Below are 24633 nucleotides of genomic sequence, written 5' to 3'. Positions count from 1 at the left end.
TTCAGTTACGAAGAATCCGTGCGTACTAGAATTGCCATCATATTTTGTTGAGTCTATTTCGCCTTCTCTTTTTGGGCGAGTGGTCCATCGATAACTTTTTACTGCTCCATCTATTGAGCTACTTTTTCCTACTCCGCTTGGCCCACATAATAGTTCAAGTTTACCAGCCATTGAATGCGCCCCATCTGCTTCTTCCAAGTTCATTAACTGCATAATCAAATTCTTTTTTTGATTGTTCAAAAAATTCTAAATCGTCTGCACTTAATGCTTTTGCTTTGGCTAATAATCTGTTGTAAAATTTGGAGTTTCCTGCTCGGACTTCTTTAATGAAATTAGTTGGTTTTATTTCTCTTTGAGAATTTATTGTTGAAAATGGAAATGAGGATAAACTTTTGTAAATTGAAATTTCTTTACTTTTTACTTCAAGTTCCCATAAGTATAGGGGTGCAAATATTAGTTTTTTTACTTGTTGTTGTTCTAGGGTAAGTTCTTCAAAATCTCGATCTAATGCGCCATTAAAAGCTCCAGTAACATATGTTTCATTAACTTCGCGTTCTCTAGTTAAACTTCTTAATGCTAAGTAATTAGAATATTGTCTGTTAATTGCAAAAATTCTTTCGTCAAAATTGTGTCTATAATCTGCTTCGTCAAGAATGAATCCAAAAGTTTTTGTAAATGGTCTTTGTTTTGCAGCAGCCATTCTTCGTTTACCTGAGTGTGCAGATGCTGCGATCATTTCATATTCCGGATCTGTTATGGGTAATTCAGTTTCAATTAATATGTCGAGAGGATTTTGGTCGTCTCCTCGCATTAGGCTTTCTCTGAGGTGATATAATAAATACATTCTTAGTGGGAAAAGTTGTTTGACTTGTTCAAATGTTTCAAAATAATATGTTTCTGGATTGTATCCTGTTAATGCTTTTGCTAGATTCATTTCGGGATGTTCTTTCAAGTATTTCTCATTTCCTTCGCGGTCATGTTGGAATGTTGGGAAAAATAATATTTGGGGAAATAAGGCGAGTAAATTATTCAAATCAGTTTCATTGTTAATTGCATGCATGGCTTTAAGTTCATCAAAGGGATTTTGAAATTCAGTTTCGGGAAAAAAGGTTTGTTTAAAATATTGAGTAACTCTTTCTTGCATTTCTTCGGGAACATCAAATAGTTCGAGGATCATTCCGATGCACGCAGATTCTGCTGCATGAATCATGTCTTGTCTATTCGCATCAAGAAATTGTTTATCGTAAGTATTAACTTCAACATCATCAAACAAGTCTAAGTTTTCTACGTATTCTGTTGTTTGTTCGGGCAAGTTTCCAACTCGTTGTTTGAATGTTTTTGTAAACCCATATCTTCTAAGTAGTCTAAGAACTAAATCATTGTGGTGTGTAAGAAATAGGGTTGTTTTAACTGTGTCGGGTCCTAATTTTTGTTTTAATTCAGTAATTCCATCTAAGCATACGACTTGCTCACTTATTTGTTCACCACGTTTTAGTGCTTGAGTAATATCTGTGGCAAATCCATATCTGTTACCTAAAAAATCGTGGGGGGCAATTATTTGTCCTTCAGTTAATAATTTTTCAAATGCACTTTCGCTTACAAATCGTCTGTCAATTCCGTCTGTTTCGCCAGGTCTTTTATTTCTAGTTGTATACGTGTATGCTCTAGTTTTTTCTCCAAATGAGCTACTTTTTCCTACTCCGCTTGGCCCACATAATAGTTCTAAAGTTCCAGTATGCACCATAATTGAGTCTATTAATAATTATATTATATAAAAGTTACTATTATTTAATTACTATTAAGTAGTTATTTATTCTCGCTTAGGTGGTAGGTTAGAATTGCACTTTTTAGTTCAAAAATAGTTTCAAATAAATTGATTAAATACGCTAGAAGTTTTATATCTTTTTTTGTACTATTACAAATTAAATCAATTTGTTTTCGTATATTGATTTCGATGGTTCCAATTTCTTTCATTTTCATAATATCAAAATCAAAAAAAGTATTATACATTTTCATAATTAATTTATTTATTGATTCAAATAATGTGATTATTTGATTACTTGGTTTCTTTTTTGTTTTAATGAGCTCTCGAGATATTATCTTGAATATGTCTGATCCAATTTCAGTTTGTTCAATGATTGTATAAAGTGGTCCTTTTTTTTTAGGTCGAACATCGTATCCTTGATTTAGTAATCGACGACAAAAGTCGGTATGTCTATCAACAAGTCTATCTTTTAATATTAATTCGGGAAGTGAATCATAATCTTCACTTTTCATTGTGTCAAGAACTTCTTGGGATATTATTTCGATTGCGTGTGCACTTTTTCTCAAAATATTATTAAATTCTGAATGATCAAGTTGTGATATTGCTTTGATTTCAACAACGTGTTTTTTGATATTCATGATTTCAAACGCATGGCAAGATCTATCAATTGTGTTTTGTATTGTTTCAAGTTCTTTTGTTGCGTTATACGTTATGTTTGCTTTATCAAATCCTGCTTTGTAAATTGCAACGATTGCACGGCTTAACATTACTCCTGAATCAGAAAGATCTAAATTTATTTCAAGTTCTTTTGGGATCTTTGGTTTGCTTAATATTCTTAGTGACGATCCTTCTTCTTCTAGTTCTAATTCATCTCCTGCGGTAATGTGCTGTTTTTTTACCCATTTTGCGGGTAGGCTGATTGTGAGTGAACTTGGACCATGTTTTACAATTTTTCTCTTCATTTTGATATTTTCTCCAAATATAACCAAATAACCACTAATATGTATATTGGTGACATTAAATATATATAAAACTTTTGCTAGATTTAGTTTAAATTCCGAATTTATCAAAAATCATTCGGTGGGGCGGTACTATGAATAAAAAAGATCTTCAAATTTTGTGTCATTTAAGAAATGATGCGCGAATGCCATTAACTAAAATGAGTAAAAAAACGAGAATTCCAGTTTCAACAATTTTTGATCGTCTTAAAGTGAGTGAAAAAGAATTAATTACTAAACACACAAGTTTAATTGATTTTTCGCAGTTAGGTTATCATGCACGAGTAAACATTGCACTTAAAGTTGATAGGGAGCATAAAATTAGTGTTAAAGATTATTTGCTTGGCCATGAATCAACAAATTCAGTGTATAAAATAAATAATGGTTTTGATTTTATGGTTGAAGGAGTTTTCAAACATATTAATCATATGGAGCAGTTTATTGATGATCTAGAATCTAAGTTTAATATTGAGGAAAAAAAGTTTTTTTTCATAATTGAGGATTTAAAACGCGAGGCATTTATGAGCAATCCTAACTTGTTGCCTCAGTAATATTTTTTTTATTTCAGTTCTATTTGTTTATTGCCGGAATCTTTCCGCGATTTGAAACTTAATACTTAAATTAAGGTTTGGCAGTTTTCATAATTGATAGTTTATGAATTCAGTAGGAATAATTGGATTGGGGAATATTGGTGTTGCGCTTTCGTCAGTTATTATTGGTTCAGAATTAGTTGACAAACTCAAAATCTATTCTCGTAATTATGATGCAGTAAAAAGTTATTCGCTTGACTTGGACGATTTTTCTTCTACGCTGAAACCTGCAACAAACATTGTGGCCTGCAATTCGTTAGAAGAATTATTGGATGTTGATGTTACTGTTATTTGTGTTCGCGCAGATTTTAAAAATGGATCATCAAAAGATTCTCGCATTCAAGGTCTAAAATATAATTTAAATATGATAAAAAATATTGCTAAAGTTTTTAAAAAATATTCTGGAACTGTTTTAATGGTTACAAATCCAGTTGATTTGATGTGCAGGTATTTTTTTGAATCTTCAGGTTTGAATTCTAATCAGATTTATGGAATTGGATCCAATCTTGACACTCAAAGATATCAAACAGTACTTTCTTCAATTTATGGTGTGCCGATTGATCAAATAAGTGGTCAAGTTATTGGAGAGCATGGGGATTCTATGGTTTTGCTTTTTTCATCAACATTGGTTGAGGGAGGTCATAAAAATTATGATAAACTCAAAATAAAAAAAATAGTTTCTAAAAGATCATCTGTGATTTGCCAGGGTGCAGGCAGAACTAGGTATGGGCCGGCAGGAGTGACTCTTAGAACTCTCAAAAGATTGATGGGGATTTATGATGGGGTTGAACAAATTTCTACTTTTCATGAGGGAATTTATGTGGGGTTGCCAATTAGTTTTAGTAATTCAAGTTCCCAAGTTGTATTGCCTAACTTAAGCCAAGAAGAACAAAGTGCATTTGAAATTAGTTGTGCTAAGTTAAGAACTGTTTATGGTGATGTTGCTTGAATGCAAGTAAACAAACAGAAAATTTGTCTAACTTTTTATTTGAAGAAGCCCAAAATAAAATAAAAATTGCAACAAATTTTTTTTTCCCTAAAAGTAGTGTGCAAGTTAAAAGAAATATTGGCAGTGTAACAAATTATGTTTGTGAATTAATTGTTAATGAAACAGAATTATTTGGAAAATATAGTTTTTTGGGTATTTCACAAGCATCGTTATTAAATAATTTAACTTGTGATGAATTAAAAAACTTATTAGAATTACAAAATCAATATTTGGAAAATGGTAAAATTGGGTTATTACATGAGTTTAAAGCTCTTAAATTTTTTCAAAAAAATCTTCCCGCATATTTTTCTGAGCATGTCTTGTATAAAAATGGGGTTTTGTTGTCATCAAAGTTAAGTGGAACTAACTTGCAAGATTTATTTTTTGTAGATTCAATTGATATGGTGCAAGTTTTTAAAAATTTATTTTATGCGTTGCAAAGTATTCATTCTTTATCTCAAAATTATTTAGGGTATGTTTCTAAAACGTTTTCAATTGATACCTCAAGTTCAGATACCTTGGAAAAATTTAAATCAAATTTTTTTAACAAATCTAATTTGATTGCGCGCATTCAATCTTTTTCAATTCCCCCTGATGAAATAAGTTATTTTTTGGATGCTTATTCTAATATGGTGGAAGTGATGCGCCCGTTTATTTTAAAATTTAATAATCTGCCAAGAGATTGTATTATTTATGGGGATTACAAGCCTGAAAATATTATCATCTCATCTAATTTTAGTTCTGAAGATGAGTATAAGGTTGGACTGATCGATCCAGATCTTCATCTGGGGAGACAATCATTGGATATTGCTAGATTAATTAGTAGAACATCTTTTTTTTTTCTTTATTCTGGAGTGTCTGAAGATATAAAACGTAATGTTAGAGAGGGTTTGAATTCTTTTGTTAAATTATATAAATCTAAGTATTCAGTTAATGATGAAGAAATTATTTTAGTTGCGACAATGGATTTGATGAATATAATGAGTACTTATTTAAAATTAAAATCTTCTAAAAATTTTTCAAATAATGTAGTTCACAATTTTCAAAATAGATTTTTTATATTTGCTATTTTTAAAGAACTTTTTGATTTTAAAACTGGTACGCAAAAAGTTATAAATGTGGACAAATTCATAGATTTATTTTATTTTAACCTTGAATCTTCGTAATCTTTTCGAGGTTTTAATAATAACACTTAAATCTATATTTTATTAGTATTTTATTTGGTGATTAGAAATGAATGATTATTATTCGCGTCCATGGTTAGTAAGTCGTAAATACTCTGCGCAAGATACTGTTATCAATTTTGGTAATTTTAAATTGGGTGGTAAAAATCCTCCTGTAATAATTGCGGGACCTTGTGCTGTTGAGGGTAGACAGCAATTAATTGATACTGCAAAATCAGTTAAAGAAGCGGGTGCACACATTCTTAGGGCTGGCGCTTTTAAACCGCGAAGTCATCCATATTCTTTTCAAGGACTTGGTGCTGTTGGATTAGATTATCTTGCAGAGGCAGGAGAGTTAGTTAATATGCCTACTGAGTCAGAAGCAGTTGGTGAAACTTATTTGGAGTTAGTGGCTCAAAAATGTTCTATTATTCATATTGGGACTAGGAATGGCAAATCTTTCGAATTACTTAAAAAAGCAAGTTCTATTGCTCAACAGTATGGCAAGCCAATCCTTTTAAAAAGAGGGGAATCAGCAACAATTTGGGAGTTTTTAGGTGCTGCAGAATATATTGCGTCTCAAGGTTGTTTAGATATTATTCTTTGTTTGAGGGGAATTAGGACGTATGAAAATATTGACAATGGATTAAAAAGATATACTTCGGATATTGATTCAATTCCAATTTTAAAACAACTAACGCATCTTCCCATTATTTTTGATCCATCTCATGCGTCAGGTAATCGAAGTATTGTTCCTGCATTAAGTTATGCGGCTATTTTGGCCGGGGCGGATGGTTTGATGATTGAAACTCATTTAAATCCTGAAAATGCAATGAGTGATGCACCTCAACAAGTAACTCCTGAAACATTAGCAGAAATAATTAAAACTATTGATCAGTTAGTTGGGTGTGTGGGTAAGGGTACTTAAGTTAGAACTATCCAGAAAATTTACAACTTTTTTGGCTAAACCCTTATAAATTTCATTTTTATTATTTTATTTATATGATTACAAAAAAAGAAAGACTTCTTTTAAGTCAATTGAGAAATAATTCTCGATCTAGCCTCTCAAAAATTAGTAAAAATACGGGAATTCCAATCTCTACTTTGTGCGAGACATTGCAAAAGTTGGAAAATAAAATCATTTCAAAACATGTTTCGTTAATGGATTTTAAAGAAGTAGGTTTTGGGCTAAAACAATTATTTGTGTTAAATTCTTCAAATAAGAATAGTTTAAAAGATTTTTTATTAAGGCAATCTTGTGTGAATTCAGTTTGTTCTTTGACTGCAAATCATGATTTTTTTGTGGAGTGTTTGTTTAAAAATCTTAAAGAGGTCTCAATATTTAAAGAAAAATTGGATTTTTTAGATGCGACTATTGAAGAAGAAAATTTTATTTTAGAAGAATTAAAAAAAGAAGAATTTGGTTTATGATTGTGGTTCAAGAATTGCTCTATTTTTTTCATAAGTATCATTAGCAGTTAATATTTTTCCAAATCCGGGTTTTTTTTCGGGATCAATAAATGCCCATTCTTCGAGTGTGTCTAACCTGGTTTCATCAATTCCTCGAGCATATAATTTTCTCATGTGTTTTGGTTTTTGAACTCCGAACCTAAAATATTTTGTTGCTAAGGTTCCAGTTAGGCCTTCATCATGAAGTTTTTGAACAACACTCGGTTGACAACCTAGGCCTGCTTCTGAATATTGATCTATTATTTCAAGTGCAATTATTGGTGCTGGACATTGATTATAGAATGGTAAGAATCCTGTATCTATCCAATGCGTATCTAGGAGGGACAGAGTTGTTACTGCGGTTTCAGGAGTTGTGTTACTTAAAATATGTTGCATGAATGTTCGTTTATCGGGTTTTTTTTCACAATCCGTTCTGTGTTTTGATCTTCGTTTTTCTTTTGCATAAATTTTATTTACTAACGGAACAAATTCAGATCCGTGTGTTTTAATTATTTTCTCAATTTGTGGAACTTTTTTAAATCCGAAATTAAAATATAGTGAGATGTGTATTTCATCGTCTAAATTGCTATGTTCGTCTGCAGTAATTCCCATTCGAGATAATTTAAAAATATCTTCATCAGAATAATCTTGTCGTTTTAATTCAATATAGTGGGTAATATTTCCTCTGACTTGTTCTTTAATTTTTGGCCATTCTTTTGGATTTATGTTTCTTGTTTTGGGATAGTTTGCGATATGATCCATTACGTGATGTTGGGATATTTGCGCATCATCAAATATTCTCCATAATTCGTCAAATTGTTCAATTGTTGTTACTCCATGTCGTTTGGCATAGTCTAAAAAATAAACAGAAGGTCCATCCTGAATTGCAGTTCTTAGTTGGTCTGCAGTTGCATCAGGATATTCTTTTTTTAGTTGGGTAAGGTCGCTACAATTTAATGAAAAATTCCAAGTGTCATCTCTAGTTCTCATTGCTACTTTTAGTATGTCTTCAAGAGGTAGATCTAATTTGTCTTCTGCAAAATCTTGATTTGCATCAGGGCAAGGTTCTTGATAATCACATTCAGCAATATGTCTTAAACAAGTATCTAACTCACGAGGAGATCTTTTTTTTATATCTTCAACTTTAGCTTCGGCTATTGTTTGTTCAACAAATTCAGAAATATTATCTCTCAATGCATATGCGGTTAAACCTATTGCTGCAAGCATTGCAAAAATTGTTATTGTTGTTTGCTTTCGCATCGAGCCTTAAGTATTTTAATGTTTTAAAAAGTTAAGTAAATTAGAAACTATGTGTTTTAATGGTTAGTTTGGAATGTTTTATTTGGAGTAATTAAAATAAGAATGATTCAGATTATGATCTTGCAATATCAACTCCATAAAGACAAAGTCTGGCGTGATTTTGTTCCATAAACGATGTGCCTTTTTTTGTTGCGTGGTATGTTTCATCATCCGCTAAAGTAATATAGCCTGAATCTTTTAACCATCTAATTGCAAGACTAGCACCACTATTGGGATCAGATTTATCATCAGTAATTGCATATAATATTTGAGCTAAACCTTCTGGACCGCCATGAATTTTTTTCGCTAATCTTGGTAATTCATCAAATCTTTCTTGCATTTCTCTTGTGTTTTCATGACGTTTTTTTCCGCGAAAATAAGCATATGCTAAAACTTGATCAAAATGCTGTTGCATTGTTTGATATCTTTCAGGCCCTAGCAGAGCTAGATGTGCTTTAGTCGCTATGAAATCAGGAGTATTAGTGTTATCTGCTAATATTTGTTGAATTAATTCTGCCATTTAATTAGCTTAGTGTGTTTTTTATATGATGTTATATGTGAACTTTTTAGAACTAAATTGGTTGAAGCTAATTGTGTGCAGTTAATATTTTTAGGAAAAAAATTTAATAAAAATAAGAAAAAATATTTAAAAAATTTTTACCTTGTTCCTGCATAAAAAATTTCTTCTATGCTTACATCGCCAGGTTCATAATTTCCACTTCTAGGACTTGGTTTTTTCTCTGGTGGTTTTGGTTGAGGTTTGAATGTTGTTTGTGCAGTTTCATGCTCATTTTTTTGTTCTGTTTTTAAAACTTGCACGGGATTATTGTTGATTCTTGATAATTCTTCTCGCATCACTCTAATTTGTGAGTCTAATTGATCAATTCGATTTTGCATTGATTCAAGTCTTGTTGCGTGAGTATTTACCATTCCAACTGTTGTTTTTAGAATTAAACTATGTTCTTGATTTTGTGGGGGTGCACTTGGTGTTGGTTGGGGTTGAGAAAAACCTTGTTGGGTTGGAGTGGTAGTTTCAGGTGTTAAACTTCCAGGGGTTGAATTGGGAGTACTTGCAGGACTTACATTAATTGTTGTTTCGGATCGTAAGTCTTTTAGATCTCCGCCAGTTCCTTGAGCACTGATTTGTCGTTCAGCCATTGTTACTGCTTCACTCATACTTTTTGCCATTCCATGTCGCAAAAGATCTCGCGCCAAATCATTAATTTGTTTTACTTTATCAATATCCATTAAGATCACCTTTTTTTTGTTATAAATATGAAATCTGAATTAATGTGCTAAATAGTTTAACTTATATTAACTTATAATTCAAGTCTATCTAAGAATTTTGTATAATTTAATTAAATATAAACTTGTCGAAACTCCATATTGGGAGTAACTGATGTTTAATGATTAGTTTTTAAACGATTAATTGAAATTTAGCTAATTGGAGTGTTTTACGTTAATTAATTATGTGGTTATTTGTTAGTTTTTAAAGAATTAGATTGAGGTTAAGTGAATAATAGTCATTTAACTTTGTAAACTGAGCCGCGAACTCCTGTTGAAGATAATACAAATCGTCCTTTTGCTTCATCAACATAATTTACTCCTTTATCATATGCACGGTGCATGTTTAATTTTTTAATAATTCCTGGTATTCCTATGAGTGCGGTTTCATCGAGTAATGCATTTGCATTTAATTCTTTTCTATACCTGACGGAGAGTTCTACATTGTGTGCTGCAAATGATAGCGCACTATCAAATATGATTCCTCTAAATAATGGGTTAGTTACTAATCTTTCATAAAGCATAGGGGATACTTGTCCTCCAAAGCTACCAACAACTAATGCGAAAGGAACTTTTCGTCTATCAAAAAATTTGTAATCTGCAGAATAAAGATTATCTCCTGAGTATATTTTTATTTCTCCAGTTTGAAATGGTTTGTTAACAAAAGGACTTTTTCCAATTAATGTTCCATCCAATTTAGTTTCAATTGAGTCATCAACTTCTTTATCGATTGGGTCAACTTGTGTTAGATATATTTTGTCTCCTTTTTGTAAATATTCAATTTTTACTGGAAATCCTAATTCTGCTTCAACTTGTTTTGCAATTTTTTCTAATTTTGCAAGTTCTGTTTCTGTGTGTGGACTTCTACAACCATTAACAATTGAAGTTCCGTCTTTCCATTTTTTTTGCAAGATCCCGTTTCGTTTTCTACTTTTGTAAACTCCTTTAATTTCAGGAACTACTAAATTTTTTGGGTATCTTCCCTTGAATGTTTTTCGAACTAACTGCGCTTTTCCATCACGCATTTCAACATAGATTGAATTATTTCCTTGCGAAATTGCATCGCCTTGACCAACAGTACATTCAAGGAATGTTCTTTGTTCAAAATCTCCTTTTCTTGAAGAATAAATAAATCCTGATTTATCTGGTTGGATGTATTCGTTTGCGAGGGGAAAATATTTGACTCCTTGCGGTATCATTCCCCAATTTTGTTTGTATAAAAAATCAAATATGTTTAAAAATAATTGTCGTCCAGTTTCTGTTTGAAATATGGCCAGATCTGATTTTCTTTTTTCATCTGAACCATATTCGTGCACGGCATGTTCGTGAGTGGATTGAAGTAAACCTGATGGTCCTCCAAATTCATAAGTGGAATTACTTCTAAGAATAATATCCGCATCTTCTTTTGGAGTTGCAGAAACAATTGCGCCTGCAACAACCATTGCTGCGCGGGATAATTTTTCAGCCCAATTAAAGTCTGCAAGAAATTCCCCTCTTAAACTAACTTTATCCTGTAAATAAATATCAAAGAATGCAGTAATAAACGGCATAATTACATTAACTGGGATTGTGGTTACAACTTCAACATTTTCAAAAATGCCAGATTCATCTTTTTCAATTATTTTTTCGAGTAATTCAAGACCTACTCTTTTTGCACCTCTAGACATTACTGCGGGTTGTAATGGTTCTGCTAATAATTCGCTTGCAGCAGGATATCTTGTTTCAAATCCGTCTAGGTGTGCTTCAATTTTTTGTCGCACCATATCAAAATAAATTTTAAAATTTTCTTGACTTGCTTGGCCTGCCCAAGACCAAATTCTTTTTTTTCTTTCTTTCCAAGTTAACTCATCTAGCATTCCAGGCGTATAAATCTCTCCTTGAACAACTGATTGTAAAAATCCAAATTGATTATCCAGTAGATCTATAAGTCTATAGCCGATTTGTAGTTCTTGATTAAACAGTTTTCTTATTCTGTTAAAATCATCTTGAGTAAATACTTCTCCATCTGTTGGAGGGGTTAATTGTTTTTTAACAAGTGCTGCGCCTTGATCTTTTGCGTAATAATTTTTATAAAACCAATGTAGTGCATATCCGCATTGTTCAAACAAATCTTTATGTTCTTCATCTGTTTTATGAACTAGCATTTGATCATATCCAATGCGTGCAACAGTTGTTTCAAATAATGTGAAAAGTGATTTTAAAACTTCAAATCCTTCGGGTTCTTCTAAAAGTTTTTTATTATATGCAATTGAACTAAGTCTATAAGTTGTATCGCTTTGTAATTTTTTTGGTATGTCATCAAAGTCTTGGTTTCCACTAACATATGCGAGTGGTTTTCCTTGCGCATGTGCAAACACTCCAAAAAAAGTTGAGTTTCCCATATCTTGTGTGAAATCATGTTCGCCATATGCAACATCTTCAGGATAAAATGTTTCATCAATTTCTGCCATGAAGTATGCATATAATTCTGGATGGTTAACAACTCTTAATTCAATTGGGCCTACAGTTGGAACTAGTTTTGATAAGTCTTCTCGTAGTCTTTCAACTTCTTGATTAATATACTGTTCTAAGCTTTGTTTAGGCTGCGAGTCTGTCATATATTGTCCTCAATTCAGTTGTTTTTACGCAATATCCTGGTATGTCTTCTGATAATTGTGTTCTATTTCTAAATGCTTCAAGAAATCTAAACCTGTGTCGTGGTAAGTCTTTTCCTGATGGTTTAACTAAGCTTAAATGTACTGATTCTGCTTTTACTCCAGTTTTATTTCCAAAATAGGTCCTAAATGCTTTTGCAGTTTTGTTTACTGCAGTTACTGGAACAAAAACATGTTCTGAGTTTGAATTTTCTGCTGCACCCACAATTCCTTGCAAAAACAAATTTAAATAAATGTCTTTTGGTAGTGCTTTTAAATCAGCACCTCCTTCTGCAGAGTCAATTAGTAACACATCTTGTTGGTTACGAGTTTTACATCTTGCCATGATTGTTGCACCTATTGGATCTTCCCATACTGACCCGATTGTTCTTGGAACTAAGTGTTGTATTGCAATTGCGGAATCTGCATGATAATATAATGCATTTAGATTTTCTTTTTCTTGTTCTTTTGATAAGAATGCACAACAAGATAATCTGTTTCCATCAAATAAATCCATTAACGTATAAGGTTGCATTCGACACATTATTTCATCATGTGCATGTTTTCCTTCAAACATAGAATTAATTCGTCCAACCATTGATTCTAAAATTATTCTTTCTGTTTCATCTTCATCATCAATATAATCTTCTTTAATCAGGCCTAATATTGATTTTGCAGAAGCTTCTTTTTGAGCTGGTAAAGTTAGCGTTGATTGTAATACTGCTAAGTCTTTTTTAATTTCGTGAAAGAAATATGTTGCGGGAATTTCACATCTAAAAACGTGATGTCTTGCTTGTTCCATAAGGTTGCTATCATATGCATTATATGCTCGCATTAAATTTTCTCTTTTTCGACTAATTAGTCCATATACTAATAATTCTGTGGCATCAACTGGACTAACAGAACTTATGAGTCCTGACACATTTCGCATTCCAATTTCTAATCCTTGTTCAAATCCTGCAAGTCTATTTTGTTTTAATTGTTCTAACATTAAATATTTTTTTACTAAGTCTCTTGCTTCAGTAGTTCTTGCAGCAACAACTATTCTTGAAAATAATTGTTGTTCATACCCTGCTTGTGCCGCTTCTTCTTCATAAAATTTTTGAGCTTTTGCTTCTGCAGTTTCTTTCCAACTATCAAAATTTAAATTAGTTGGTTTTTGAAAAAATAATAATTTTTTTAAATTTTTAATTTTTGTTAAAAATTCTATTTTTTCTTCATTGCTAGAATCATGATTAATTACATGTTCTAAATCGCCTAGTGATTCTTCAAGTTTTGAGGTACAAAGTGCAGGCATGAGTTCGCTTGTTTTTCTAACATCAAGACCAAAATCAATTATTTCGGGAAGTGCGTTTCTATATTTGAAATGTTGACTGGATTGTGATGCTTGGTCGAGCCAATCTTTTGTGTCTTTTCCTTTTAATCCAACTGCTCGTGATACTGCGGTGTAAAATTGTTTTTTATTTTTAAAACTTATTCCTAATTCTTTTACTGTAGAATAATGACCTATTAATTGTTTGATTGTTTCAAAATCTTCTCCAGATTCAATTATTTTTATAACATCTGCTTCTGAACTAAATAAATTATATTTTCCAAATTCATGTTCAAATCCTGCTAATTTTTTTGGATGTTTTACTTTTTGAGTTTCTGCAACATATTGATCTAATTTTCTTTCAAGTCTAAATTCATCTTTGTCAGGTGCTGCTGCAAGTCCTTTAACTAATTTAATTAATAAATCGTATTGATCTTTTTTTGAATAAATTTTTCCAAGCAGTGCAGGTTTTTTACCATCATTTGTGTCTGTGAGATCTCGTAAAAATGCTGCTGCTAATCGTCCATTGCGATCCCCTTCATGAGCTAAATCTATTTGATTAATTTCAAATAATTCTTGATATAATTTTTCAGAATCAGTTTCTCCAATTTCAGAAACTATTAGTGGGTATTGTAAAAAAAAATTAATTGCTGCACTTTGTCGTCCATCTTTACGAGGATCATCTATGGGTACATCATTTTTGTGAAACTCAACAACTTGTTTTAAATTTCGCTCAAATAAATGTGAAAGTCCTGCTTCTTCATATGCACTCCATGCTTTAGTTGCATTATCAAGTCCAGCCATTTGCCATGCGATGTATGAACTAATGTGCGCTATTTTTGACATTGTTTGATAATATATTGTTGCAAGTTCTGGTTTGCCTATTTCTTCAAGTTTTTCCATCTCTCTTTTCAAACTTTGTGATGCAGATGAAGGCGCACTTCCAAATCCTTTAATTTTACTTACGAAATCAAACACTGCTTCAACTTGCGGTCTATAACCTTCTTCAACTAATGGATAACATTCTTGCGTTAAATCTGAAATGGCAACTCGTAAATGTAATGGTTCGATATCTAAATTATTGTAAAGAGTAGTTAATAATTGATCAAGAAATATTTCTTCTCCTTTTTCTTTTAAAAATTTGACTGAATAAAAATAAGTGGAAGCCCACCTTTTTTCAGGAGTTTCTCTATCTGCTTTAACGTAATCAGGTATGAACCATAAATAATGGCTATCATCTCGGGCTTGACATATTCTGCTCATTCGAGTTGATGTTTGAACTAACCTGGAATATTCTGAAAAAAATCCTGTTTCGTTAACCACGTCAAAAGATTCAATAATATTTTCACAGGTAGTATGTAAAGTTTTCAAAGTTTCTGCTTGAATTTTTTCAGATTGGTCGCAAGTATCAACATTAACTTCAACTAATTCCGTTATTGCTTGTCGAACTTCAGAATTATCATAAATTTTAATTGCTGCATTAATTGCACTAGTAAAATCGGTTGTTTCAGAATCTTTTTCGGGTGTTATTAAACCTTTTTCTCTAAATTCTGTTTCAAGTTTTCTAACTCGCATAATGAGTTCTTCTTCATGCTGTTGTTCGGCTGGAATGTTTTTTTGTGGATTTTTCATTTTTTTTGCAAGTTTTTTTTTTTGTGTTTAAACTGATATCAATTTTATTTACGCAACAGTGTGATACATTAAGCTTAATTCTTCGGTGGGTACGCAATATCCATTAATGGATTCAGATACTCTTATTCTATCTCTAAATGCTTCAAGAAATCGTGATTTAGAACCAGTTTCAACTTGACTTGGTTCTTGAACTAAACTTAAATGCATAAGTTCTGCCTTAACTCCTGTTCGTTTGCTAAAATAATTTCTAAATAATTTTGCCATATTATTTACTGCAGTTACTGGAACAAAAACATAGTCTGATTTTGAATCTTGTGCAGCACCTGTAATTCATTGTAAGAATAAATCTAAATATATGTCCTCGGGTAAACTTTGTAATAATTGTCCTCCTTCTGCGGAGTCTACCAGTAAAACACTATGTTGTTCAGGAGTTTTACATCTCGCAAGTATTGTGGCTCCAATTGGAGCGTCCCATTCTGATCCTAACGTTCGAGGAATTAAGTGTTGTATTGCAATTGCAGGTTCAGCATGATAATAAAGACTGTGAGGTTTTGATCCAGTGGTTTTTTCATCAATAAATCCACAACAACTTGTTCTGTGTCCGCCAAATAAATCTAGTAGGGTGTATGGTTGAGTTCTACAAAGAAGTTCGTCATAAGCTTGTGTTTGATCAAACATTGCTTCGATTCTTTGAACCATTGCTTTCAAACATTTTCCTGAAGTTTCATCTTCTCCTTCAATATAAAATTCTTTAATTTCATTCACTATTCGTTTTGCTGCTTCAATTTTTTGTTCAGTTATTTCTGGTGTTTCCGTATCTGCAGTTCTTAAAATAGTTCTTAGATCTTTTTTTATTTCGTGATATAATGCAGTTACTGGGGTGTCACACTTATGAACGTGATCTCGCGAACTTCGTAAAATGTAGCCATCATATAGTTCACTCGCTTGCAATATTTTATCTGATCGTCTACTTATGAGTCCATAAACCATAAGTTCTGTTGCATAAACTGGATCTACATTTTTTGTTAATCCTGAAACATTTCTTATTCCGAATTCTTGTCCTTGAGTAAATCCGTGTAATTGGAGGGTTCCATTTTTTTGTAGTGTTAATAGTTGGCGTGCAACGTTTCTTGCATCAGTTGAGGTTGCAGAATCAAGTAAATATGAAAACAATTGCTGGTCTGGAAGAACAACGCTTACTTCCTCTGCATAATAATCTTTTTCTGCTTGTTCTGCTCGACTTTTCCAGTTTTCAAAATCAAATGTATCAGGGGATAAGAAAAATAAATATTTTTGTTCAGGTCTAATTTTTTCTAAAAAAGCACGTTTTTCTTCAATAGGATTATCTGAATTAATTATGAATTCTAAATCACCAAGTGATCCTGTTAGGCTACGGGACTTTACTGTATGTGATGTTTCAGTTAGTTCTTTGACAAGTTCTAATGACTTTTTTAAATCTAAATCATGAGCTATAATTTGAGGTAATAACGAAATATAATCTTCTCTTTGACTTGACGTAGCAACACTTGAAAGAAAATCTTTTGTTGCGCGAATTCCACCAATTCCAATTTTTCTTGAAAGTGCAGCGTACCATTGTTTTTTATTTTTAAATGTTGCACCTAGCCCGCGAGCAACAGCATAATGACTTAGCATTTCTTTGATTACTTCAGGTCTTTCTCCCGAGTCAATAAATTCTTTTACATCAGTTGAATAATTAAATAATCCATAATTAGCAATTGTTCCAATAAAAGGCAATAATGTTTCGAGGTTTTGGAGTGTTTCAAGACTTTTTACTGCAGTAGATACTTTATGCATGATTCTATATTCGTCTTTTCCTTTTTCTTGAGCTATTCCTTTAACGCTTTCAACTATTGCTTTTAGTTTAGTTGGAGTTTTTTGTAGTTCTCTCCATTTGGCCCCCTCTTTTGAGAGTAAAATTTTCATTGCACTTTCAACTGCGCCACCAATATCTTTTGCACAAACTTGTGAATCAACATCGTGAATTTCTCTTAATATTGTAAATAGTTTTTCAGCATCTGCTTCTCCAATTTTTCCAACAATTTCTGGATATTCTTTAAAATACTCATAAGCAAATGAAGTTTTTCGTGCATATTTGTGTTCTGGAGGTAAATCATGTTCGTGAACTTCAGGAATTCTTTCTAAATTTTCTAAAAATTTAGGTTCAAGTCCACTTGCACAGTATTTTTCATAAATGTCATCTAAATCTGTTTGATCTCTTGCAGGAGCCCAAACCATGTGTGCACTAATTGGTGCAATTTTTGAAAGAACTTTTAAAAATTTTAATTGTAAATGTTCTCGTCCTTTAGGTTTTAATTTTTCATAAGCATAAGAAAAGCTTGTAAGTAAAGCATAAACCGGACTTCCATATGTTGTAATTTTTGAAGCAGTTTCAAAAACTAAATCAACTCCTTCTCTAAATTCTGAAGCTAAGGGATAACAAGAATCAACTGCGGCATGAATTCCTCCCCATAAATGTCCTGGTTCTCCATCAACATTATTAAGAATTGCTGCTCCTAATTGTTCTGCATATGTGTCTTCCCCCTTTTCTCGTAAGAATTTTAATGCGGCAAACGGAGTATATCGTTCAGACGAATCTATTATTCCAACTTCTGTATAATTTAATACTGCCCACCAATCGTGTGAATCTTTTCGTTCACGATCAAATGAGCTTGATCTTTTCGCAGTTGCAATTAATAATCGATAATCATCAAAACATCCTGAGTTATTAACTTCTTGTGCTGTTTGAATAAACTGTTTTGAAAGTGCGTTTGTATGTGCCCAAGTCATTAATCTTGTTTCTGATTGTATTTCGCAAGTCTCAATTTGGTATTCTAATAAATCTAAAATGCCTTCACGAACTATTTCGCTTTTATGTGAACTTATTGCAGATCTTAAATTAGTTCCAATTACTTGTGCATTTAATGCTTGATCAGTTTGATTTTCACAATCTTCATCTGAATCATCATTCGAATCGTCTGCCAAAGAAGTTGTTTTTTTTGCGAGCGTTAGTTCTTCTGCTTGGATTATTTCTTCTAGTGCAACTAATCGAGAACATAATTCTTCAGTTTTTTGAATTGTTGCTTGTGAAAAGTCCATTTTTTAAAATTATGATTTTTATTTTTCAACTTAGGAAATTTAATCTGGGGTTTGATGATTTGAACTAGAAATTACTGCGTGCAATTTTGGTTTTTTCAAAAATCTTTTTTCATAAAATACTGCATCAGATTCAAGCGTGGTGCCTTTAGCTTCTGCGTAGTATCCTCTAACAATGCCTCTTTCTTCAAAACCTAATGATTGATAGAACGCACGATTACGAGTTATGTTCATTGTATGAAGGGTAATTCTTGATGCGCCTTCAAACTGTACTTGTTGTTCTAATAATTCAATTAATGCGCTACCAAAACCCTGTCCGCGATATTTTGGATCGACTGCAATATTTGAAATATAAAAATTAGCTCGTGATCCTCTGCCGCGACTTTCATGATTTATGAATCCGACTGGAACATCCTCAACACAGATGTAAAATCCTGCGAAGTCTGGATAACTCATGACATCTAGCATTTCGTTAGTAGAAAATCTGTATTCTGGTTCAAAACTAGCTTCTTCAATTCGCATTAAATGGGTCAAATCATCATCTGTTTTTCTAACAAGTTTCAAAGAAACTGCTTTTCCTAATTGGACGCTTAATCGAGCTTCTTTTTCCTGTTTGAATGGTTCCGATGCACTTAAAACTGCGTCTAAGCCATAAGTCTGCCATAAAGCTAGAGAGCGTTTTTTTGCCATTATAAAATATTTACTTTTGAAGTCATTTATAAAAGTTTGCAATTTGTGTTCACTTCAAAGTGACAAAAAAAGATATTTTTATAAATTGGAGGTTATTTAGGTATAAAATGGATGCATTTGAAGCTAAAATCAAGAGATTGCATGACGTGTATTTTCCTGTCTGGAATAGTGGTAAAATAGGTAAAATGCCTGAAGGAAAAGAAAAAGATCGAAAAGTTCAGGTAATTTACTTGCAGGTGTTGTATGATTATTATCATGCAGTTGAACGTGATGGTTTTGAACATGATTCGAGATTTATATTGCATACAAATCCATTAAATTATTATTCTATGCCGTGGTGTGGTACTCCTTTGGAATGGAATGAAGCTAGTTTAGGTATTTCTCCGGGTGGTGTAAAAAGATTATTAACTAGTCTTGAACAAAGTTGTGCCGAAGGTGATGTAAAAACGCATTTACGAGATTTGGTAATTGCAATAGGAGTTGAAAGAAAAATGTATGAAGCATTAGAATAATTTTTCATCACAATATTTTTTTTATTTTATTTCCTGATTTTCTTTTTTTATTTTTTTTTAATGCATTCTTGTTATTAATTTTATTTTAAAACTTTTATTCATTCTCCCGCAAACTTTATAAATCAATTTTGATTCAACCACTAAAATAGAGGTGGTAATTATAGATTTTTCAACTTTTGTAAATTTCCTTGTCGCAATTGGTATTGGTGCATTGATTGGTATGCAGCGTGAAGTGGAACTTCAAAAAACTAAAAAAAAGGATTTTGCAGGTTTGAGAACTTTTATTTTTATGACTCTTTTAGGTGCAGTGTCAGGTTTTCTTGCGTCTAATTTATTCGAATCAAAAACAGTTATTCTAGTTATTTTTGGTTGTCTTGCAGTATTAATTGTCGCAGCATATATTGCAACAGTTATGCATTTTAAAGAAGAAGAGATAGGAATTACAACTGAAGTTACTGCCCTCATGTCATTTCTTTTAGGTTTGATGGCAATGTCTGGGTATACAACTTTTGCACTTATAACAACTATTGTTATTGTAGGATTTCTCACTCTAAAACGTCCATTACATGAGTTTGCAGGAAAGATTAGCAGCGACGAGATTTATGCAACATTAAAATTTGCAGTAATAACAATTTTAATTCTTCCCTTCTTACCAAACGTGAACTACACTCCTATGGATATTCCTCTTATTTCAAAAATTATTGAGTCAGCACCATTTTTATCAATTGAAATCGCAAGTCAACTTGATGTTTTTAATCCATTCAAAATTTGGTTGATGGTTGTATTCATTTCGGGAATTAGTTTTGTTGGTTATATTCTTATTAGAGCACTTGGTGCTGGTAAAGGTTTAGGTCTTACTGGATTTTTAGGCGGTCTTGTTTCAAGTACTGCAGTAACATCAAGCATGGCACTCGAAAGCAAAAAAAATTCAAAAATTGTCTCACCTTTTGTTTTGGCAGTTGTTGTTGCTTGTTCGACAATGTTTATTCGAGTTATGGTTGAAGTGTTGGTCGTAAATTCGGCCATGTTAAAATACACTGCAATTCCAATGACTGCCATGGGTCTTGCCGGATTTATTTCTGCATTTATTATTTGGAGAACAATTAGAAAAACTCATGTTAAAAAAATTGAGTTTGATAGTCCTTTCACATTAATTCCTGCATTAAAATTTGCAGTCTTTTTTGCGTTTGTTTTATTCATAGCAAAATTTGGATATATTATGTTTGGTGCCAAAGGAATTTATATTGCTGCACTTTTATCTGGGTTGGCAGATGTTGATGCAATTACTTTATCACTAGCAACTCTAGCTGGAACTGGGGATATTAGTATGCTGGTTGCAACAATGGCAATAACATTAGCAGCAATTACAAATACTATTGTTAAAGGCGGTATTGCTTATTTATTTGGCGGGAAAGAATTCAAAACTCAAATCATGACTGTATTTGGTATTATTCTTGGTTTAGGGCTCCTAAGTGCAATTCTTCTTTTCATTTAATTTTTTTTTAATTATTGAATTCTAACTTTTTTGTCTCAATTTATTCTATATTATAACCGCAATATTTATAAGCCGATATCGATTTTTTAGGGGTTAATCGGTTTATTTTAGTCTTTTGAGCTAAACATAAGCCAAATCTAAAATAAATCAAAATTGGAGTTTTTTTTAAAATGGCTGAAGAAAATAAAATTGCCGAAAGTGGTAAACAAGTAGCATTAGAATATACTGGAACACTAACAGATGGATCTGTATTTGACTCTTCTGAAGGAAAACAACCTTTAAAATTTGTTGTTGGAAAAGGTCAAGTAATTCCAGGTTTTGACAAAGCAGTTGAAGGAATGAAGCTAGATGAAGAAAAAACATTCACGCTTAAACCTGAAGATGCATATGGTAATGTGGATCCTAGATTAGTTCATGAATTTCCTACAGATAAATTACCTGCAGAACCAGCTCCTGAAGTTGGCATGATGCTTATGCTTCAAAGTCCTGATGGAAGACAAATCCCTGCACGTATTGCCGAGATTAAAGACAAATCTGTTATGATTGATCTAAATCCACCTCTTGCAGGAAAAGAACTAACTTTTAAAGTTAAAGTTGTAGAAATTAGTGAACCTGAAGAGTGCAAGGAAAGTGATTGTGGAAGCTGCGGTTGCGGCTGTTAATTAATTATTTAATTTTTTTTTTACTTCTTATTTTTTTTTTAGACGATTCTTACCTAATGGTTGTGCTATAAGTTTTATCTCCAACATACATGAGTCGTTTTAATTCTGTTCTTTCTGGATTTTCTTCTGCTCGAATTATTTTGCCAATAAAAAATGTGTGATCTCCTGTTGGAACTTCTTCAATGACTTCGCATTCAAGCCATGCAGCTGCATCTTTTATGCGACAACAATCAATTGTGCCACAGTCATCTTTTTCAATTACTAATTTAGAAAATTTATCCCCCTCAGATCCACTAATGCTTCCTGCGCCTTTTGCAATTTCTGATTGATCATAACTTAAAAAATTCACGCAAAAAGTTTTACTTGCGCTAATTAATTTGTGGGAAAAATGTATTTTAGAAACTGAGATCCCATATAATTTGTCTTGTCCGGATAGTCTACAATGTGATGCAATGGTCAACATGTTATCATGATTTGATTCTCGGGAGCTTACAACGATTACTTGTCTTGGATTTAGTTGTACCATTTTAATAATCTAAAAAAAAATTTAAAATAAAATTAAAATTTAACGTGATCAATTTCAACATAATCTTTTTTATGTCTTCTTTTGAGTCTTTTTTTCTTAACTCCACGTTCTTCGAATTCTCCGGTAATTCCAATTCCTAAAATCACAAAAATCGCATAGACTGCATAATTTAAATAATAAAAATTAAAGTTAAATGCAACTCGAATTATGTCTAGTAAAATTAATGGCGTTGTTGAAAAAACACATATTTTTAGAATTTCTAAATAAGTAATATCGAATTTTAAAACTCTGGATAAAATGAGTGCAAGTCCTGATGCAATTATGATAATTAATGCATATTTAATAACTAAATATCCATATCCTAAAATAAGAAGGGATGGCATTAATAAAACAGAAATAATAGTTAATAATTGACTTACAAATGATTTGTTATCTACAAGATTTTTGTATTCTCCTAATTTGATTTGTTTAACTTCATTTGAAAACGGAAATTTATAATTTTCTTTATACAAATAAGAACTTGTGATTAAGAATGTTTCACTAGTTAAATTTAATTCTTTTGCACGAGTATCAATTCTAAATAAATGTCTTCCTGCAATTTCTATATTTGCTTCTTCATTCATTTGATGTTCAATATTTAATGATAATTTATCAAATTTAGAAAATTCAGATTCTAATTGTCCAGTTAATGAAACAAATGTTGGAATTAAGAGTAAAACTAAAAGAACAAATCCTAAAAATAAATATGAGAAAAAATATTTTGTTGTTTCTTTATTTGAAGTATCTGATAATTCGTCATATTCTAACGGATTAAATGATTTTGCGATTGTTTTAAAAAAAGGTATTGTTTGTTTCATTATATCCACCCCATTTTTTTTGAAATTAAATACAGTACAATAATTGCTAAAATTATGAATCCTATAAGTGCAAACCAGTGACTTTTTTTGTTAGTTTTTAACTTTTCAGTTATTAGTTCAAATCCCTCACTAACAACTTTATCTCTTCCGGTTGTTTTTGCTATATATAATCTTTTATCTGCAATACTAATTAATTCTTTGTGATTATGTTCTGGATTAGTCGTATCTTCAGGATATGAACTTACACCTAAACTTACTTTGATTCTTACTCGATCATTATTCTTTGTTTTAATATTTTGAAATTCATATTCTTTTTCTTTTATTTTTTTATTTATTCTTTCAGCAACCATTACTGCATCTTTTTTGTGAGTACGTGGCAACAGTACAATAAATTCCTCTCCACCAACTCTGAAAAATAAATCTCCAGTACGTATTTGCTGTTTAACTTTTTCTGAAACTTCTCCAAGTACTAAGTCGCCTGTTTCGTGACCATAATTATCATTAAATAATTTAAAATGATCAATATCAAAACTAATTATGCTAAGAAAATAATTATGAGCGCCACTGCATTTTCGAGCTTCTTCTTTTATTTTTTCCATGAATGCTCGTTTGTTATGTGCTTTAGTTAATGTGTCCACATATGCTTGTTTGGCTTGAGTTACATGTTTTGCAATTTCATCTCCTAATTGTAATTGCTTTGAGTCTAAATTTCTTTGTGCTTTTTCAGTTAGTTTTTCTTTATTTTTTGCAAGAAAAAAAAGATATCTGGCTTTTTCTTGAGGATTAATAAGTCTTGTTAAATCTTTTTGTATATCTTCGCGAGTGATTAATTTTTCTTGAGCAAAGAGTTCATCTGCTCTTTGTTTTGCATTTTTTTTTATTGCTGCAAATTTATTTATCGGATCAATTATTTCTACTTCTTCTACTTTTTGTAATTCATCAATTTTTTCAATTAGTCGTCTTAGTTGGATTGTAAGTTCTGTTAAATTAAGTTCTTCAGTAGGACCTTTCTTAAAAAATGTTTTTATTGCTTCGATTACATGAATTGCATCATAAACAAATTTTTTTAATTCATCTCGAAAGTCAGGTATTTTCTCAATTATTTTTTTAAGGTGGTCTTCGGAATCAATGAAAATCTCTTCTGTTTTCATTATTCTTTTTATTTTTTTTAATGCCCAACCAAGTACTTGTTTGGTTCCACCACTAACTTGCGAATATTGTTCATGAATTTCTCTGATATCTTTTAATTGTAATGGTTTTGTTAACTTTATAACTTTCTCTTGTTTAAGTCGATCACTTTTGGATCGCTCTAAATGATTCACACTTTGAAGAACTAGTTTGAAGTCTTCAATAAAATGTTCTTCTATTTGTGGTAATAATTCTTGTATTTTTTTAGAATCGTGATGCTTGTGAGTTTTTAGATATGCTCCAGTAAGTACATATAATAGAGTAACTTTTTCTTTTAATTTAGTTAATGCGAGAACTCGTTCTGTAAAACTTGTAAGCATCTCTTCTTCGTCTGCACTAATTCTACTAAGAATTTCTAGTAATCGTTTTACTTCTTTTTCGTATGGGTTTGGTTCGAGATGCATATTTATATATTATTAAAATATTTTTATTTAAATATCTTTCTAGTTGTTGGTGTGTTTTTATTTTTTGTTTCT

22 protein-coding genes are annotated in these 24633 nt (G+C 31.6%); 8 read left to right on the top strand and 14 right to left on the bottom strand.

The genetic code is table 11. From position 1 onward, the window contains the following. The 3 genes from HN587_03290 to HN587_03280 all read right to left on the bottom strand — a co-directional run. On the bottom strand, positions 1-171 hold a 171-nt coding region (locus HN587_03290; GenBank protein ID MBT7902862.1), incomplete at its 3' end, for a hypothetical protein. Beyond that, positions 161-1744 (bottom strand): hypothetical protein, encoded by a 1584-nt coding sequence (locus HN587_03285; protein MBT7902861.1) that lies wholly within the window; start codon positions 1742-1744, stop codon positions 161-163. The genes HN587_03290 and HN587_03285, both read right to left, overlap by 11 nt. Before the next feature lie 62 nt (positions 1745-1806). Further along, a complete protein-coding gene (locus HN587_03280) occupies positions 1807-2727 on the bottom strand; it encodes an AbrB/MazE/SpoVT family DNA-binding domain-containing protein (protein MBT7902860.1) in 921 nt (306 codons plus the stop codon). Positions 2728-2858: 131 nt separating this feature from the next. On the opposite strand from HN587_03280, the gene HN587_03275 reads away from it, so the two are divergent. The 5 genes from HN587_03275 to HN587_03255 all read left to right on the top strand — a co-directional run bounded on the left by HN587_03275 (position 2859) and on the right by HN587_03255 (position 6935). Continuing rightward, on the top strand, positions 2859-3314 hold the full coding sequence (locus HN587_03275; GenBank protein MBT7902859.1) for an Lrp/AsnC family transcriptional regulator: 456 nt from the start codon (positions 2859-2861) through the stop codon (positions 3312-3314). Positions 3315-3417: 103 nt separating this feature from the next. Further along, positions 3418-4302: a hypothetical protein gene (locus tag HN587_03270; GenBank protein MBT7902858.1), complete on the top strand. Its 885-nt coding sequence runs from the start codon at positions 3418-3420 to the stop codon at positions 4300-4302. Further along, the gene (locus HN587_03265) at positions 4299-5507 is read left to right on the top strand and encodes a hypothetical protein (protein MBT7902857.1); all 1209 of its coding nucleotides are present in this window, start codon (positions 4299-4301) and stop codon (positions 5505-5507) included. Before HN587_03270 ends, HN587_03265 begins: the two co-directional genes overlap by 4 nt. Positions 5508-5574: 67 nt before the next feature. Further along, the gene (gene aroF / locus HN587_03260; GenBank protein ID MBT7902856.1) at positions 5575-6432 is read left to right on the top strand and encodes a 3-deoxy-7-phosphoheptulonate synthase; all 858 of its coding nucleotides are present in this window, start codon (positions 5575-5577) and stop codon (positions 6430-6432) included. A gap of 74 nt (positions 6433-6506) precedes the next feature. Continuing rightward, a complete protein-coding gene (locus HN587_03255; GenBank protein MBT7902855.1) occupies positions 6507-6935 on the top strand; it encodes an Lrp/AsnC family transcriptional regulator in 429 nt (142 codons plus the stop codon). Here the strand turns inward: HN587_03255 and HN587_03250 are convergent. From HN587_03250 to HN587_03215, 8 genes are all read right to left on the bottom strand, one after another. Then, a complete protein-coding gene (locus tag HN587_03250) occupies positions 6930-8213 on the bottom strand; it encodes a hypothetical protein (GenBank protein ID MBT7902854.1) in 1284 nt (427 codons plus the stop codon). The genes HN587_03255 and HN587_03250 overlap by 6 nt on opposite strands. Positions 8214-8325: 112 nt before the next feature. After that, entirely contained in the window at positions 8326-8772 is a 447-nt protein-coding gene (locus HN587_03245; protein MBT7902853.1) for a hypothetical protein, read from the bottom strand. Between the two features lie 137 nt (positions 8773-8909). After that, entirely contained in the window at positions 8910-9500 is a 591-nt protein-coding gene (locus HN587_03240; protein ID MBT7902852.1) for a hypothetical protein, read from the bottom strand. Between the two features lie 275 nt (positions 9501-9775). Beyond that, positions 9776-12133: a hypothetical protein gene (locus HN587_03235; protein ID MBT7902851.1), complete on the bottom strand. Its 2358-nt coding sequence runs from the start codon at positions 12131-12133 to the stop codon at positions 9776-9778. Continuing rightward, positions 12114-15113: a hypothetical protein gene (locus HN587_03230; GenBank protein MBT7902850.1), complete on the bottom strand. Its 3000-nt coding sequence runs from the start codon at positions 15111-15113 to the stop codon at positions 12114-12116. Before HN587_03230 ends, HN587_03235 begins: the two co-directional genes overlap by 20 nt. Positions 15114-15161: 48 nt before the next feature. After that, entirely contained in the window at positions 15162-15377 is a 216-nt protein-coding gene (locus HN587_03225) for a hypothetical protein (GenBank protein ID MBT7902849.1), read from the bottom strand. A gap of 66 nt (positions 15378-15443) precedes the next feature. After that, on the bottom strand, positions 15444-18230 hold the full coding sequence (locus HN587_03220; protein MBT7902848.1) for a hypothetical protein: 2787 nt from the start codon (positions 18228-18230) through the stop codon (positions 15444-15446). A 39-nt stretch (positions 18231-18269) separates the two neighbouring features. Further along, a complete protein-coding gene (locus tag HN587_03215; GenBank protein ID MBT7902847.1) occupies positions 18270-18917 on the bottom strand; it encodes a GNAT family N-acetyltransferase in 648 nt (215 codons plus the stop codon). A 107-nt stretch (positions 18918-19024) separates the two neighbouring features. Between HN587_03215 and HN587_03210 the strand changes: the two genes are divergently transcribed. The 3 genes from HN587_03210 to HN587_03200 all read left to right on the top strand — a co-directional run bounded on the left by HN587_03210 (position 19025) and on the right by HN587_03200 (position 21586). Then, complete coding sequence (locus HN587_03210) at positions 19025-19429, top strand: hypothetical protein (protein MBT7902846.1); 405 nt, start codon at positions 19025-19027, stop codon at positions 19427-19429. Between the two features lie 151 nt (positions 19430-19580). Next, the gene (locus tag HN587_03205) at positions 19581-20924 is read left to right on the top strand and encodes an MgtC/SapB family protein (protein MBT7902845.1); all 1344 of its coding nucleotides are present in this window, start codon (positions 19581-19583) and stop codon (positions 20922-20924) included. Positions 20925-21094: 170 nt separating this feature from the next. Further along, positions 21095-21586, top strand: coding sequence for a peptidylprolyl isomerase (locus tag HN587_03200; protein ID MBT7902844.1), 492 nt, complete (start codon positions 21095-21097; stop codon positions 21584-21586). A 49-nt stretch (positions 21587-21635) separates the two neighbouring features. Here the strand turns inward: HN587_03200 and HN587_03195 are convergent, their stop codons facing one another. Genes HN587_03195 through HN587_03185 form a run of 3 tightly spaced genes read right to left on the bottom strand, consistent with a single transcriptional unit; the run spans position 21636 to position 24561 of the window. Further along, on the bottom strand, positions 21636-22112 hold the full coding sequence (locus tag HN587_03195) for a flavin reductase (GenBank protein ID MBT7902843.1): 477 nt from the start codon (positions 22110-22112) through the stop codon (positions 21636-21638). A gap of 32 nt (positions 22113-22144) precedes the next feature. Continuing rightward, the gene (locus HN587_03190) at positions 22145-22969 is read right to left on the bottom strand and encodes a DUF1189 family protein (protein MBT7902842.1); all 825 of its coding nucleotides are present in this window, start codon (positions 22967-22969) and stop codon (positions 22145-22147) included. Beyond that, positions 22969-24561, bottom strand: coding sequence for a GGDEF domain-containing protein (locus tag HN587_03185; GenBank protein ID MBT7902841.1), 1593 nt, complete (start codon positions 24559-24561; stop codon positions 22969-22971). Before HN587_03185 ends, HN587_03190 begins: the two co-directional genes overlap by 1 nt. Positions 24562-24633 lie beyond the last annotated feature (72 nt).

The organism is Candidatus Woesearchaeota archaeon (assembly GCA_018675335.1).
GTDB lineage: Archaea > Nanobdellota > Nanobdellia > Woesearchaeales > UBA11576 > JABJCP01.
This window is presented reverse-complemented; position numbering and strand designations above follow the sequence as displayed.